The sequence below is a fragment of the Anaeromyxobacter sp. Red801 genome (assembly GCF_049201065.2).
In the GTDB taxonomy this organism is placed as follows: Bacteria; Myxococcota; Myxococcia; order Myxococcales; family Anaeromyxobacteraceae; genus Anaeromyxobacter.
Genome location: NZ_CM181236.1, coordinates 3,250,001 through 3,264,103, shown reverse-complemented (window position 1 = coordinate 3,264,103; position 14,103 = coordinate 3,250,001). Strand labels below are relative to the sequence as shown.

The window sequence follows — 14,103 nt, the reverse complement described above, 5'->3', positions numbered from 1 at the left end:
GGCGCCACCCCCTTGTCCCCCGGCGGTCGCGCGCCCCAGCTTGATTCGAACCCGGACGGGAGGTCCGTCGGGAAAGGGGGGAGGGGCGATGAGATACCTGAGGGCGCTGGTGGCGGTGGTGGCGCTGGCGGTGGGGGTCCAGGCCGCCCGGGCGGACGACGACGTGTACGTGCGACGGCACGCCAACCCGGTGGGCACGGTCGCGCGCGACACGATCGCGGGCGGCGTGGCCGGCTCCGCGGTGGCGGGCGGGATCATCCTCTACAACATGGGGATCCAGGACCACTCGAACTACGACTGGGGTCGCACGCTGGCCTGGGGCGCGCTGATCGGCGCCGGCGTCGGCCTGCTGTGGGGCGTCGTGGACGTGGCCACCGCGCCGGACTACGCGATGCGGACCGCGGTGGCGCGGGCGCCGGTGCGCGACGGCCAGTCGTTCACCATGGACCTGCGCCGGCGGGACCAGTCGAGGCAGGAGACGTTCGGGCTGGTGGCCGGCAGGTTCTGAGCCGTCGCCGTCGGGCGCGGGGGCGGCAGGGCAGGCGCCCCCGCGCCCGACGCGCGATCCGCCGCCCGGCCGCACGACGGGTCGCGCCGCCGGCGGCGCTCGATTATCCTCGCGCGCGCCATGCCCACGCTCGCGCGCTCCGTCTGCCCGTTCGACTGCCCCGACGCCTGCGGCCTGCTCGTCGAGGTCGAGGACGGGCGCGCCGCGAAGGTCCGGGGCGACCCGGAGCACCCGTACTCGCAGGGCACCCTGTGCCCGAAGATGAACGGCTACGACCGGACGGTGCACTCGCCCGACCGGCTCACCCATCCTCTGATCCGGACCGGCCCGAAGGGCGCCGGGGCGTTCCGGCGCGCGACCTGGGACGAGGCGGTCGCGCTCGTCGCCGGGCGCTGGAAGGAGATCCTGGCCGCCGAGGGCGGCGAGGCGATCCTGCCGTACTCCTACGCGGGCTCGATGGGCCTGGTGCAGCGGAACGCCGGCTTCCCGTTCTTCCACCGCCTGGGCGCGTCGCGGCTGGCCCGCACCATCTGCACGCCGGCCCAGGACGCCGGCTGGACCTCGGTGATGGGCGCCACCCCGGGCCCGGACCCGGACACGGTGCTCGGCTCGGACCTGGTGGTGCTCTGGGGCATCAACGCGGTCGCGACCAGCATCCACTTCGCCCAGCGGGCCCGGGAGGCGCGGCGGCGCGGCGCGCGGGTGCTGCTGGTGGACACCTACCGGAACGACACCGCCGCCCTCGCGGACGAGGTGATCCTGGTCCGGCCCGGCTCGGACGGCATGCTCGCGCTCGGCCTGGTCCACGTGATCGCGCGCGAGGGGCTGGCGGACGAGGCGTTCCTGGCGAGCGAGACGGTCGGGTGGCCGGAGCTGAAGGCGGTCGCGCTCGCGGAGTGCCCGCCGGACGCGGTCGCGGCCGCGACCGGGCTCGCGCCCGAGGCCATCGTGGCGCTGGCGCGGACGCTGGCGCGGGCGCGCGCGCCGTTCTTCCGCATCGGCGGCGGCCCCTCGCGCTACGGCAACGGCGCCATGACCGTCCGCAGCGTGGTCGCGCTCGCGGCGGTGCTGGGCGCGTTCGGCCGCGCGGGCGGCGGCTGCCTCACCTCCACCGCCTCGTCGCAGGCGTTCGACCTCTCGCCGGTGCGCCGCGAGGACCTGCTCCCGCGGCCGGTGCGCGAGGTGAACATGAACCGCCTGGGCTGGGCGCTGAACGAGCTGCGCGACCCGCCCATCCGCTCGATGTACGTGTGGTGCTCGAACCCGGCCGCGGTCGCGCCCGACCAGAACGCGGTGCTGCGCGGGCTCTCGCGCGAGGACCTGTTCCTGGTGGTGCACGAGCGCTTCCTCACCGACACGGCGCGCCACGCGGACGTGGTGCTGCCGGCGACCACCTCGCTCGAGCACCTCGACGTCTACCGCTCCTACGGGCACTACTCGATCCAGCGCGCCGCCGCCGCGATCCCGCCGGTCGGCGAGGCGAAGCCGAACTGGGAGGCCTTCCAGCTCCTCGCCGCGGCCATGGGCTTCGACGAGCCGGTGTTCCGGACCAGCGCCGCGGAGATGGCGGACCAGCTGCTCGCGCAGCGGTCGGCGTGGTGGGACGCGGTGGACCGCTCGCGGCTGGCGGAGGGGAAGGCGGTCCGCATCGCGCCGCCGCCGGGGCCGCGCTGGCGCACCGCCTCCGGCCGGATCGAGCTCGCGAACCCCGCGCTCCGCGAGCCGGTGCCGCGGCCGCGCCCGCCGCACGCGGACGGCGATCCGCTGCCGCTGAAGCTCGTCACCGCGCCCGCGCTCTACACGCTCAACTCCACGTTCCAGGAGCGGCCCGAGCTGCGCGCCAAGGCGGGCGGGATGCTGCTGAAGCTCGCCCCCTCGGAGGCCGCCGCGCGCGGGCTCTCCGACGGGCAGGGGGTGGTGGCCTGGAACGGCCTCGGCGAGGCGGCGTTCGTGCTGCGCGTCGAGGACGGCGTGCCCCCCGGCGTCGCGGTGGCCGAGGGGGTGTTCTGGCTCGCGCACGCCCCGGGCGCACGGAACGTGAACGCGCTCACCTCGCAGCGGCTCACCGACGAGGCGGGCGGCTCCACCTTCTACGACAACCGCGTGGACGTCCGGCCGGCCTAGGCCGCCCGGGGCCGCGACCCCGTCCCGAACCGCTCCGCCGCGCGCCGGCTCTCGCCCGGACGGGCGAGCCGCGCGCCGGACCGGGATCGTGCGGGGGCGAGACCTTGGGCCGCGGATGTTCTCGCGGGCCTTTGTGGTTTCATGAGCGGCACCAGGAAGGGTAGCTGCTCCCCATTTTTGCCGATCGGACGCCCTCTCCTGTATCTTGCGCGCGATCATTTCCCGTTTCTCGGGAAGGAATGGGCACATGAACGACTATCGGTACGACTACCAGACCGTCCAGGGGTTCATCCTCTCGGCGATGTTCTGGGGCGTCGTCGGGATCCTGCTCGGGCTCCTCATCAGCGTGCAGCTGTGGGCGCCCGCCGCGAACTTCGCGCCGTACCTGACCTACGGCCGGCTGCGCCCGGTGCACACCAACGGCCTGATCTTCGGCCTGGGCGCGGGCGCCATCTTCGGCCTCTTCTATTACATCACCATGCGGCTCTGTAAGCGGCCGCTGCTGTTCCCGCGCCTCGCGCGCGTGCAGCTCTGGCTGTTCAACGCCGGCATCGTCGCCGCGGCGGTCTCGCTGCTGCTCGGCCAGACCCAGTCGCTCGAGTACGCCGAGCTGGAGTGGCCGCTCGACCTCGCCATCGTGGTGCTGTGGGTGATGCTGGCGGTGAACGTCTTCGGGACGATCCTGAAGCGGCGCGAGGAGCAGATGTACGTGTCGCTCTGGTACATCGTGGCGACCGTCATCACCATCGCCATCCTCTACATCGTCAACAACCTCGCGGTGCCGGTGAGCCTGGGCAAGAGCTACCCGCTGTTCGCCGGGGTGAACTCCGCCAACGTGCAGTGGTGGTACGGGCACAACGCGGTCGGCTTCCTGCTCACCACGCCGATCCTGGCGATGTTCTACTACTTCCTCCCGAAGTCCACCGGGCTGCCCATCTACAGCCACCGGCTCTCGATCGTCGCGTTCTGGTCGCTGATCTTCGCGTACCTGTGGACCGGCGCGCACCACCTCGTCTACACGCCGCTGCCGGACTGGATCCAGACGCTCGCCATCGTGTTCACGATGTTCCTCATCGCGCCGTCGTGGGGCTCGGTGGTGAACGGCTACTACACGGTGGGCCAGGACTGGACCACGATGCGGTCCAACTACCTCACCAAGTTCTTCATCCTCGGCATCACCTTCTACGGCCTGCAGACGGTGCAGGGGCCGACGCAGGGCCTCCGCGTCGTGTCGCAGCTCATCCACTTCACCGACTGGGTCCCCGGCCACGTGCACATGGGCACGATGGGCTGGGTGACCATGATCATCTGCGCGTCCATCTACTACGTGGTGCCGCGCATCAACGGGACCGAGCTGTACTCGGAGAAGCTCGCCAACGTGCACTTCTGGCTGGTGCTGGTGGGCCAGCTCCTGTTCTCGATCACGATGTGGATCACCGGCATCCGGCAGGGCTGGATGTGGAAGGCCACCGACGAGGCCGGCAAGCTCAAGTACACGTTCATGGACGGGGTGATCGGGAACTATCCGTACTGGCACACGCGCACGCTGGCCGGGATCATCTTCGCCGCGGGCATGGTGGTGTTCGTCTACAACGTGCTCATGACCATCCGGAAGGGGAAGGCCGCGCAGGCGGCGGCCGGCTCGGCCCCGACCACGGTGGCGGCGTAGGAGGGGATGACCATGAGTGAATCCAGCATCTACCGCAAGCCGGTGGCGTTCGCGGTGCTCGCGACCGTGGTGGTCCTCGCCGGCACCATCGTCACCATGGCGTACCCGATGCTCCGCCCCGAGCTGCACCCGAAGGTCGAGGGGCTGAAGCCGCTCTCGCCGCTGGAGCTGGCGGGGCGCGACGTCTACCAGCGCGAGGGCTGCGTGAACTGCCACACGCAGACGGTCCGCCCGCTCAAGAGCGAGGTGGTCCGCTACAAGGGCAACCGCGCGCCGGAGCCGTCCGGCCAGTACTCGCTGGCCGGCGAGTTCGCCTACGACCACCCGTTCCTGTGGGGCTCGAAGCGCACCGGCCCGGACCTCGCGTTCGAGGGCTGGATCAAGCCCTCCAAGGACTGGCACTACGCGCACTTCGAGGACCCGCAGAAGGTGGTGCCGCGCTCCAACATGCCGAAGTACGCGTTCCTGCGCGGCAACGCGCTCGAGGCCGCGAAGGTCCAGGCCAGCATGCGCGGGCTGCGCACGCTGGGCGTGCCGTACGGCGACGCCGACCTCGCGGCGGTGCCCGCCGCGGTCGAGGGCAAGACCGAGATGGACGCGCTGGTCGCGTACACCGTCTCGCTCGGCAAGGCGGTGAACCGCGCCGCCGCCGGCGGCGGCGACGTGGACCTCGAGGCGCCGAACCCGTTCGCCACCGACGTGGCCGCGATCGCGAAGGGCAAGACGCTGTTCGACGCGAACGCCTGCTCCGCCTGCCACGGGGACGAGGCGCAGGGCCAGGAGGGCGTGGCCCCGAACCTCATCGACGACCAGTTCCTGGGCGCCTCGCCCGACCTGCCCGACGCGGCGTACTTCGCCATGATCAAGGGCGGCAGCGACGCGAAGAAGGCGCTCGGGCGCCCCGGCGTGCCGGACGGCGGCATGGCGGCGTTCGGCGGCGACCTGTCCGACGACGACATCTGGGCGATCGTCGCGTGGCTCCGGAACCAGAAGGCGCACGAGGCGGCCGAGGGCCACCCGGGCGGCCACTAGGAGACCCACCATGTCCGAAGAGCTCGACGACCTGACGAAGTTCGAGGCGAAGGACACGTCCCACCACCTGCCGGTGGGCTGGCTGGCGCTGTTCTGGGGCCTGATCGTCTGGGGCGCCTACTACTACTGGGCGTACTCCCCGGCCCTGGGCGGCTGGTCGCAGGCGAAGGACCTGGAGACCGGCGGCGCCAGCTCCGGCGCCAACCTGCTCTGGACCATCGCGTTCACCGCCATCCCCGCGCTGGTGGCGATCTGGATGGGCCTCACCCAGAAGAAGAGGAAGGCGCGGTAGCGGAGGGCCCGATGGGAAGCCAGGAGCTCGCCTACACGATCTTCGGCGGCACGATGTGCGTGGCGCTGCTGGGGATCATCGTCTTCTACTACTCGCGGAGGCGGAAGGACCGGGTGGAGGAGGCGAAGTACAAGATGCTCGAGGATGACGACGGCTAGGCGGTTCCAGAGGTGGCGGCGCATCGCGGGGGCAGCCCAGGCACTCATCGTGCTCGGGCTGCCCTTCGTGTCCGTCGGCGGCGAGAGCGCGCTGCGGCTCGACGTGCCGGGGGGCCGCCTGCACGCGTTCGGCGCCTCGTACGCGGTGGACGAGATGTTCGTGGTGCTCGCGGCCACGCTCGCGCTCACCGCCGCGCTCCTGCTCGTCACCCTGCTGTTCGGCCGCGTCTGGTGCGGGTGGTCCTGCCCGCAGACGCTGCTCGGCGACCTCACCGCCTGGGTGGAGCCGGAGCGCCGCAAGCGCCCGCGCCGCTGGCGGCGGCCGCTCGGCTTCGCGGCGGTGGCGCTCGTGTCGGCGGTCGCCTCGGCCAACCTGGTCTGGTACTTCGTGCCGCCGGGGGAGTTCTTCCGGCGGCTCGCCGGCGGGGCCCTCGGCCCGGTGGTGGCCGGCTCCTGGGCGGCCGGGTTCGCGGTGCTGTTCCTCGACCTCGCCTTCCTGCGGCAGCGCTTCTGCGCCACCGCCTGCCCGTACGCGAAGCTGCAGGGCGTGCTGTTCGACCGCAGCACGCTGGTGGTGGCCTACGACGCGCGCCGCGCCGCCGACTGCGTGGACTGCGGCGCCTGCGTGCGGGTGTGCCCCACCGGCATCGACATCCGGCACGGGCTGCAGATGGAGTGCATCGCGTGCGCGGCCTGCATCGACGCCTGCGAGCCGGTCATGCGCCGCCTGCGCCGCGCGCCCGACCTCATCGGCTACTTCTACGGCGAGCCCGGCGGGCGGCCGCGCCTGGCGCGCCCCGCGGCCCTGCTGCTCGCCGCCGTCACCGCGGCCACGCTGGCGGTGCTGGTCGCCACCGTGGCCGGGCGGGCGCCGCTCGGCCTCACCGTGCTCGGCGACGAGGCCTACGCGCCGCGCCGCACGCCCGACGGCCGCGTGCTGAACGCGCTCTCCGTCGGGGTCGAGAACCGCGGCCGGCGGCCGGTGGAGGTGGAGCTGGCGCTGGAGGCGGGCGCCGGCGCCGAGGCCGAGCTCCGCCCGGCCCGCGTCGCGCTCGCGGCCGGCGAGCACCGCCAGGTGCGCGTGCTCGCCGCCGTGCGCGGGCTGCCGGAGGGGCGCAGCGCCGCCCGCGTCGTCGCCCGCCCGCGGTCCGAGGACGGCGCCGCCGGCGAGCCCGCCGCGGCCGCCGTCTCCCTCGTCGCACCGGAGGTGAAGTGAAGCCCGTCATCGCCCTCGCCGTCCTGGCCGCGCTCGGCGCGGTGGGCGGCACCATCTGGATCGGCAGCCTGGTCCGCGAGGACACCGTGGTCGCCCAGCCCTACGAGGAGGGGCTGGAGTACGACCGCGAGCGGCGCGGGCGCGAGGCGCTCGGCTGGAGCGTGGAGGTGGCGCCGGCCGTCGCCGGCCCGGGCGCGCTCGCGTTCGCGCTCCGCGACGGCGCCGGGCGCCCGCTCGACGGCGCCGAGGTCGCGCTCACCGTGGGCCGGCCCGACAGCGGGCGCGGGCAGTGGACCGCCGCCGCGCGCCCGCGCGAGGGGGGCGGCTACGCCGCGGACCTGGCCTTCCCGGCGCCGGGGCCGTGGGAGATCCGCTTCGACGTGCGCCGCGGGACGGATCGCGTGCGCCTGACGCGCACGGTGGACGTGCCCGCCGCCGCGCCCGCCTGCGACCTCGCCGCCGGGCCGTGCACGGTCGAGCTCGGCGGCGCCGCGGTCACGCTGGAGCTCTCGCCGCGCCCGCCGCGCGCGCTCGCCGAGCTCCGGGTGCTCGCCGACGTCCGCGCCGGCGGCGCGCCGCTCGACGGCGCGGAGCTCTCGGTGCGCTTCGGCATGAAGGGCATGGAGATGTTCCCGGCCGAGGCGCGGCTCGCGCCGGCCGGGCCGGGGCGCTACCGGGGCCAGGCCGTGCTGGTCCGCTGCCCGAGCGGCCGCACCGACTGGACCGCCACCGTGTCCCTCGCCCGCCCCGGCGCGCCGGGCGCCACCGCGGAGCTGGGGTTCAAGGCCGCCGAGTGACCGCCGCGCTCGCCACCGCGCTCGCCACCGGGCTCCTCGGCGGCTTCGGCCACTGCCTCGGCATGTGCGGGCCGCTGGTGGGCGCGTTCGCGCTCGCGGCCGGGCCGCGCGGCACCGGGCGCGCGCTGCAGGGGCAGCTCGCGTACCACGCCGGCCGCATCACCACCTACGCGCTGGTGGGCGCGCTGATGGGGCTCACCGGCTCGTTCGTGAACCTGGCCGGCCGGCTCGCCGGCGTGGCCGCGGTGGCCTCGGTGATCGCCGGCGTCCTCATGATCGCGATGGGGCTGGGCGCGGCGGGGCTGAGCCTGACGGTGAAGCGGCTCGAGGCGCGCGCGGCGGGGCGGGTGTCGGCGCTGGCGCGCGGCCTGCTCGAGGGCGGCGGCGCGGGGCGGCTCTACCCGGTGGGCCTGGTGCTGGGGCTGCTGCCCTGCGGCCTCTCCTGGTCGCTGTTCGTGGGCGCGGCCGGCACCGGCAGCGCGGGGCAGGGGTTCCTGCTCGCGCTCGCGTTCGGGGTGGCGACGCTCCCGGCGCTGCTGCTGGCCGGGGCGGCGGCGACGCTCGTCGGCGCGCGCGCGCGCGGCGTCCTCTACCGGGCCGGCGGCGTGCTGGTGATCGCGCTCGGCGTCCTCTTCCTGCTGCGCGGGCTCGGCGTCGATGCGCTGTGATCACTGCCTGCTCGAGTTCCCCGAGCGCGAGGCGGTGCGGGCCGTGGTGGCCGGGGCGCCGCGGGTGTTCTGCTGCGCGGGCTGCCGCGGCGTCTTCGAGCTGATCCAGGGCGAGGGGCTGGGCGCGTACTACGACAGCCGCCGCTGGACCGAGGTGGGCCCGCAGGCCGCGGCCGCGCTCGACCTGGCCGCGTTCCGCGAGGCGGTGCGAGAGGCGCACGGCGCGGCCGAGCTGGACGTGGCCATCGACGGCATCCGCTGCGCGTCCTGCGTCTGGCTGAACGAGAAGCTGCTGCAGCGCACGCCGGGCGTGCTGGCGGCCCGGGTGAACTACGCCACGCACCGGGCGCGGATCCGCTTCGACCCCGCCGCGGTCGGCCTGGAGCGCGTGCTCGGGCGCATCCAGGCCGCCGGCTACCAGCCCAAGCCGTGGTCCGACGCGGAGCAGCTCCAGGCGCGGCGAGCCGAGGCGAAGGACCTGCTGGTTCGGCTCGGGACCGCGCTGTTCCTCGCCTCGCAGCTCATGATCTACCAGGCGGCCCTCTACGCCGGGTACTTCCAGGGCATCGACGCGCCGACGCGACGGCTGATGGAGTGGATCTCGCTCGGCCTCACGCTGCCGGTGGTCTTCTACTCCGGCGCCCCGTTCCTGCGCGCCACCGGGCGCGGGCTCCGCCACCTGCGCTTCAACATGGACTCGCTGGTGGTGATCGGCTCGCTCGCCGCGCTCGCCTACAGCGTGTACGGCATGCTGCGCGGCGGCGAGGTCTACTTCGACACCGCGGCCATGATCCCGACGCTGGTGCTGGTCGGGCGCTACGTGGAGGCGGCGGCGAAGGGGCGCGCCTCCGAGGCGGTGGCGCGGCTCGCCAGCCTGGCGCCGCGCGAGGCCCGCCGGCTCGAGCCCGGCCCCGGCGGCCGCGCCGAGCGGCGGGCGGTGCCGGTCGCGGAGATCCGGCCGGGCGAGCGGATCGAGGTGATCCCGGGCGAGCGGATCCCGCTCGACGGCGTGGTGCGCGAGGGCGCCTCCGAGGTGGACGAGTCGCTCGTCACCGGCGAGTCGCGCCCGGTGGCGAAGGCCGCGGGCGCGGCCGTGATCGGCGGCACCGTCAATCAGCACGGCGCGCTGGTCGTCGAGGTCACGCGGGTGGGCAAGGACACGGTGCTCGCCGGCATCGTCCGCGCGGTGGAGGAGGCGCAGGCGCAGAAGCCGCGCATCCAGGCGGTGGCGGACCGGGTGGTGGGCGGGTTCGTGCCGGCCATGCTGGTGCTGGCGGCGCTCACGGTGGCGGCCTGGCTGGCGCGCGGCGCGCCGATCGAGCGGGCGCTCATGACCGGCATCTCGGTGGTGGTGATCGCCTGCCCGTGCGCGCTCGGCCTCGCCACGCCCATCGCGGTGCTGATCTCGACCGGCCTGGCCAGCGCGCGCGGCCTGCTCGTGAAGGGCGGGGACGTGGTGGAGCGCGCGGGGCGCGCCACCGACGTCCTGCTCGACAAGACCGGGACGGTGACGCGCGGGCGCCCGGCGCTCCGGGCGCTCGTGCCGATCGCTCCCGGCATCGGCGAGGACGAGGCGCTGGCGCTCGCGGCGGCGGTGGAGCGGCGCAGCGAGCACCACGTCGGGCGGGCGGTGGCCGAGGCCGCGCGGGCGCTCCCGGCGGGCGCCGAGCCGGAGGCGGCCGGGTTCCGCGCGGTGCCCGGGCGCGGGGTCGTCGCCGAGGTGGGCGGCGTCGAGGTGCTGGTGGGCAACCGCGCGCTGCTGGCGGAGCGCGGGGTGGCGCTCGCGCCGGGGGCGGACGCGCGGGCGCGGGAGCTGGAGGCGCGCGGCGACACGGTGGCGTTCCTGGCCCGCGCCGGCCGCCCGCTCGCGCTCGTGGCGGTGGCCGATCCCATCCGCGAGGAGGCGCCTGCGGCCATCGCGGCGCTGCGCGCGCTCGGGCTGCGCGTCGCGATCGTGAGCGGCGACGGCCGGGTCACCACCGGCGCGGTGGCGGCGGCGCTCGGGGTCGAGGCGGTCGCCGAGGCGTCGCCGGTCGAGAAGCGCGAGGCGGTGGCGGCGCGGCAGCGGGCCGGCCGGCGGGTGCTGTTCGCCGGCGACGGCATCAACGACGCGCCCGCGCTGACCCAGGCCGAGGTGGGCGCCGCCATGGGGCGCGGCACCGACGTCACCATGGAGAGCGCCGACGCGGTGCTGGTGCGCGACGACCTCCGGCTGCTCCCGGACCTGGTGCGCCTGTCGCGCCGGACCTACGCCGTCATCCGCCAGAACGTGTTCTGGGCCTTCTTCTACAACGCCGTCGCGATCCCGCTCGCCATGGCCGGCCTGCTCCACCCCATCGTCGCCGCGGGCGCCATGGCCGCCAGCTCGCTGTTCGTGGTCGGGAACTCGGCGCGGCTCCGGCGGGCCCTGTAAGAGGAGGGAGCGCGCATGGGCACCATCGGCTTCCTCATCGTCCTGTCGCTGTCGCTCGGGGTGGCCGCCTGGCTGTTCTTCCTCTGGTCGGTGAAGAGCGGCCAGTACGACGATCCGGAGGGTCCCAAGTACCGGATGCTGGACGACGACGACGAGCCGCCTGCCCGGCCGGCGCCCCCGGCTCGCGAGGCGGGCGGGCCGGACCGGGAGCGCTAGCGGGCGCCCGCCCGCTCCCGCTCCCAATGTGGACCGGTCAGGTCCCGAAAAGCGACGTCCTTCCGCGATGTTCGGCGGGTGGGCGCGGCTGACACCCGCATGCGGTCGTGCTATACGGCATCGCTTTTTCCGATCTTTCCACCCGCACCCAGATCCGAAGGAGGAGCCCTGTGATCGAGGCGTACCTGAAGCACGAGGCCGAGCGGAAGGCCCAGGGGATCCCGCCGAAGCCCCTCGACCCCGAGCAGACGAAGGGGCTGGTCCAGCTCCTCGAGGCGCCGCCCAAGGGCCAGGAGGCGTTCCTCCTCGGGCTGCTGCGCGACCGCGTGTCGCCCGGCGTGGACCCGGCCGCCGAGGTGAAGGCGAAGTTCCTCGCCGACGTCGTCTCCGGCGCGAAGAAGTGCCCGCTCGTCTCGCGCGCCGAGGCGGTGGAGCTGCTCGGCACGATGATGGGCGGCTACAACGTGCCGCCGCTCGTGGCCGCGCTGAAGGACCCGGAGCTGGCCGCCGCGGCCGCCAAGGCGCTCTCGCACACGACCTACGTCTACGGCGCGTTCGACGACGTGCTGGCGCTCTCGAAGACCAACGCCGCCGCGAAGTCGGTGGTGGAGGCGTGGGCCAAGGCCGAGTGGTTCTCCTCGCGCCCCGGCGTGCCCGAGACCATCAAGGTCAAGGTCTTCAAGGTGGACGGCGAGATCAACACCGACGACTTCTCGCCCGCCGGCGACGCCTCCACCCGCCCGGACATCCCGCTCCACGCGCTGGCCATGGGCAAGACCCGCTTCCCGGGGGGCCTGAAGACCATCGCCGAGTTCCGCGCCCAGGGCTTCCAGGTCGCGTTCGTGGGCGACGTGGTCGGCACCGGCTCCTCCCGCAAGTCGGCCTGCAACTCGGTGCTCTGGGCCATCGGCGAGGACATCCCGTTCGTGCCGAACAAGCGCCGCGGCGGCGTGATCATCGGCGGCGTCATCGCCCCGATCTTCTTCAACACCGCGCAGGACTCGGGCGCGCTGCCCATCCGCACCGACGTCACCAGGCTGAAGACCGGCGACGTGGTGGTGATCGACACGAAGAAGGGCGAGGTCCGCACCGAGCAGGGCGAGGTGCTCTCCACCTTCAAGCTCGAGCCGGTCACCGTGCCGGACGAGTTCCGCGCCGGCGGCCGCATCCCGCTCATCATCGGGCGCGCGCTCACCGACAAGGCGCGCAAGGCGCTCGGGCTGAAGGAGATCGACCTGTTCGCGGTGGCGAAGAACCCGCAGCCGAAGGCCGGCCAGGGCTACTCGCTCGCTCAGAAGATGGTCGGCAAGGCGTGCGGCATCGCCGGCGCGCTGCCCGGCGGCTACTACGAGCCGAAGATGACCACGGTCGGCTCGCAGGACACCACCGGCCCCATGACCGCCGACGAGCTGAAGGAGCTCGCCTGCCTGAAGTTCCAGGCGCCCATGGTGATGCAGTCGTTCTGCCACACCGCGGCCTACCCGAAGCCGGCCGACGTGAAGATGCACGGCTCGCTGCCCTCGTTCATCCAGCAGCGCGGCGGCGTGGCGCTCCGGCCGGGCGACGGCGTGATCCACTCCTGGCTGAACCGCCTCCTGCTCCCCGACACGGTGGGCACCGGCGGCGACTCGCACACCCGCTTCCCCATCGGCATCTCCTTCCCGGCCGGCTCCGGCCTGGTGGCGTTCGGCGCGGCGCTCGGCTTCATGCCGCTCGACATGCCGGAGAGCGTGCTGGTGCGGTTCAAGGGCAAGCTCAACGCGGGCATCACGCTCCGTGACGTGGTGAACGCGATCCCGTACTGGGCCATCAAGCAGGGCCTGCTCACCGTCCCGAAGAAGAACAAGAAGAACGTCTTCAACGGCCGGATCCTGGAGATGGAGGGCCTGCCGGACCTCACCGTCGAGCAGGCGTTCGAGCTGACCGACGCGGCGGCGGAGCGCAGCGCCGCGGCGGCCGCGGTGGACCTCTCGGAGAAGAGCGTCGCGACGTACCTCCGCTCCAACGTGGCGCTGATGCGGAAGATGATCTCCGACGGCTACGGGGACAAGGCGGCGCTGGAGGCCCGCATCGCCGCGGTGGAGGCCTGGCTGGCGAAGCCGGCGCTGCTCCGCGCCGACAAGAACGCCGAGTACGCGGCGGTGATCGAGATCGACCTGGCCGAGATCACCGAGCCGATCCTGGCGTGCCCGAACGACCCGGACGACGTGAAGCTGCTGTCCGACGTCCAGAACACGAAGATCGACGACGTGTTCCTGGGCTCCTGCATGACCAACATCGGCCACTTCCGCGCGGCCGGCGAGATCTGGAAGGGCCAGAAGAACACCGGCCTGGTCCGCACCTGGCTCTGCCCGCCCACGCGGATGGACCAGCAGGAGCTCCGCGACGAGGCGTACTTCTCGGTCTACAGCCAGATCGGCGCCCGCATCGAGATCGCCGGCTGCTCGCTGTGCATGGGCAACCAGGCGCGCGTGCCGGACGGCGTGAACGTCTACTCGACGTCCACCCGCAACTTCGACGACCGCATGGGCAACGGCGCCCGCGTGTTCCTCGGCTCGGCCGAGCTGGGCGCGGTGGCGGCGAACCTGGGGCGGCTGCCGACGGTGGCCGAGTACTTCGCGGTCTACAACGAGAAGATCGCGCCGAAGGCCGGCCAGGTGTACCGCTACCTCCAGTTCGACGAGCTGGCGGAGTACAAGGGCCTGCGCGTCGTCGCCTAGCGCACGGCACGGCCGTCGCCGTCCTCGAGGCCCCTCTCCCGCGGCGCGGGGGAGGGGCCTCGTCGTTCGCGCGCCCAGCGGGGCGGTGGCGCGGCCGGAGGGGCAGGCGGTCGCGCCGGGAGGGGCGAGGCGGGCGCCGGCGGGGGCGGCGGGCGTGGTCTCCGATCGGCCGCCGGAGGGCGCGCGCGCACGCGCACGAATGCGCTTGACGGCTCCGGCGCCCGAAGGTAGAAGACGCGCCCCGTCGGACGAAGGGCAGCACGAACGCAGGAAGAACGAAGCGATCTTCC

General features: G+C 73.9%; 12 protein-coding genes. All 12 read left to right on the top strand.

What is annotated here, in order from left to right; translation table 11 throughout:
* Window positions 1–88: 88 nt before the first annotated feature.
* Entirely contained in the window at window positions 89–508 is a 420-nt protein-coding gene (locus ACOQFB_RS15045; protein WP_059436400.1) for a hypothetical protein, read from the top strand.
* 120 nt (window positions 509–628) lie between these two features.
* Window positions 629–2,632 (top strand): molybdopterin oxidoreductase family protein, encoded by a 2,004-nt coding sequence (locus ACOQFB_RS15040; protein ID WP_421610896.1) that lies wholly within the window; start codon window positions 629–631, stop codon window positions 2,630–2,632.
* Between the two features lie 247 nt (window positions 2,633–2,879).
* The gene (locus tag ACOQFB_RS15035) at window positions 2,880–4,301 is read left to right on the top strand and encodes a cbb3-type cytochrome c oxidase subunit I (protein ID WP_059436402.1); all 1,422 of its coding nucleotides are present in this window, start codon (window positions 2,880–2,882) and stop codon (window positions 4,299–4,301) included.
* A 6-nt stretch (window positions 4,302–4,307) separates the two neighbouring features.
* Complete coding sequence (locus tag ACOQFB_RS15030; RefSeq protein ID WP_494492267.1) at window positions 4,308–5,333, top strand: cbb3-type cytochrome c oxidase subunit II; 1,026 nt, start codon at window positions 4,308–4,310, stop codon at window positions 5,331–5,333.
* A gap of 10 nt (window positions 5,334–5,343) precedes the next feature.
* Complete coding sequence (locus ACOQFB_RS15025) at window positions 5,344–5,625, top strand: hypothetical protein (RefSeq protein ID WP_059436403.1); 282 nt, start codon at window positions 5,344–5,346, stop codon at window positions 5,623–5,625.
* An 11-nt stretch (window positions 5,626–5,636) separates the two neighbouring features.
* Window positions 5,637–5,783, top strand: a complete 147-nt coding sequence (locus ACOQFB_RS15020; RefSeq protein WP_152643300.1) for a cbb3-type cytochrome c oxidase subunit 3 — start codon at window positions 5,637–5,639, stop codon at window positions 5,781–5,783.
* Window positions 5,770–6,999, top strand: coding sequence for a 4Fe-4S dicluster domain-containing protein (locus ACOQFB_RS15015; RefSeq protein WP_421610897.1), 1,230 nt, complete (start codon window positions 5,770–5,772; stop codon window positions 6,997–6,999). The genes ACOQFB_RS15020 and ACOQFB_RS15015 overlap by 14 nt, the downstream gene beginning before the upstream one ends.
* Window positions 6,996–7,796 (top strand): FixH family protein, encoded by an 801-nt coding sequence (locus tag ACOQFB_RS15010; protein ID WP_421610898.1) that lies wholly within the window; start codon window positions 6,996–6,998, stop codon window positions 7,794–7,796. Before ACOQFB_RS15015 ends, ACOQFB_RS15010 begins: the two co-directional genes overlap by 4 nt.
* On the top strand, window positions 7,793–8,464 hold the full coding sequence (locus ACOQFB_RS15005; protein ID WP_421610899.1) for a sulfite exporter TauE/SafE family protein: 672 nt from the start codon (window positions 7,793–7,795) through the stop codon (window positions 8,462–8,464). Before ACOQFB_RS15010 ends, ACOQFB_RS15005 begins: the two co-directional genes overlap by 4 nt.
* The gene (locus ACOQFB_RS15000) at window positions 8,454–10,877 is read left to right on the top strand and encodes a heavy metal translocating P-type ATPase (protein ID WP_421610900.1); all 2,424 of its coding nucleotides are present in this window, start codon (window positions 8,454–8,456) and stop codon (window positions 10,875–10,877) included. Before ACOQFB_RS15005 ends, ACOQFB_RS15000 begins: the two co-directional genes overlap by 11 nt.
* Window positions 10,878–10,892: 15 nt before the next feature.
* Window positions 10,893–11,093, top strand: a complete 201-nt coding sequence (gene ccoS / locus ACOQFB_RS14995) for a cbb3-type cytochrome oxidase assembly protein CcoS (RefSeq protein ID WP_059436408.1) — start codon at window positions 10,893–10,895, stop codon at window positions 11,091–11,093.
* Between the two features lie 170 nt (window positions 11,094–11,263).
* Window positions 11,264–13,813, top strand: coding sequence for a bifunctional aconitate hydratase 2/2-methylisocitrate dehydratase (gene acnB / locus ACOQFB_RS14990; protein ID WP_421610901.1), 2,550 nt, complete (start codon window positions 11,264–11,266; stop codon window positions 13,811–13,813).
* Window positions 13,814–14,103 lie beyond the last annotated feature (290 nt).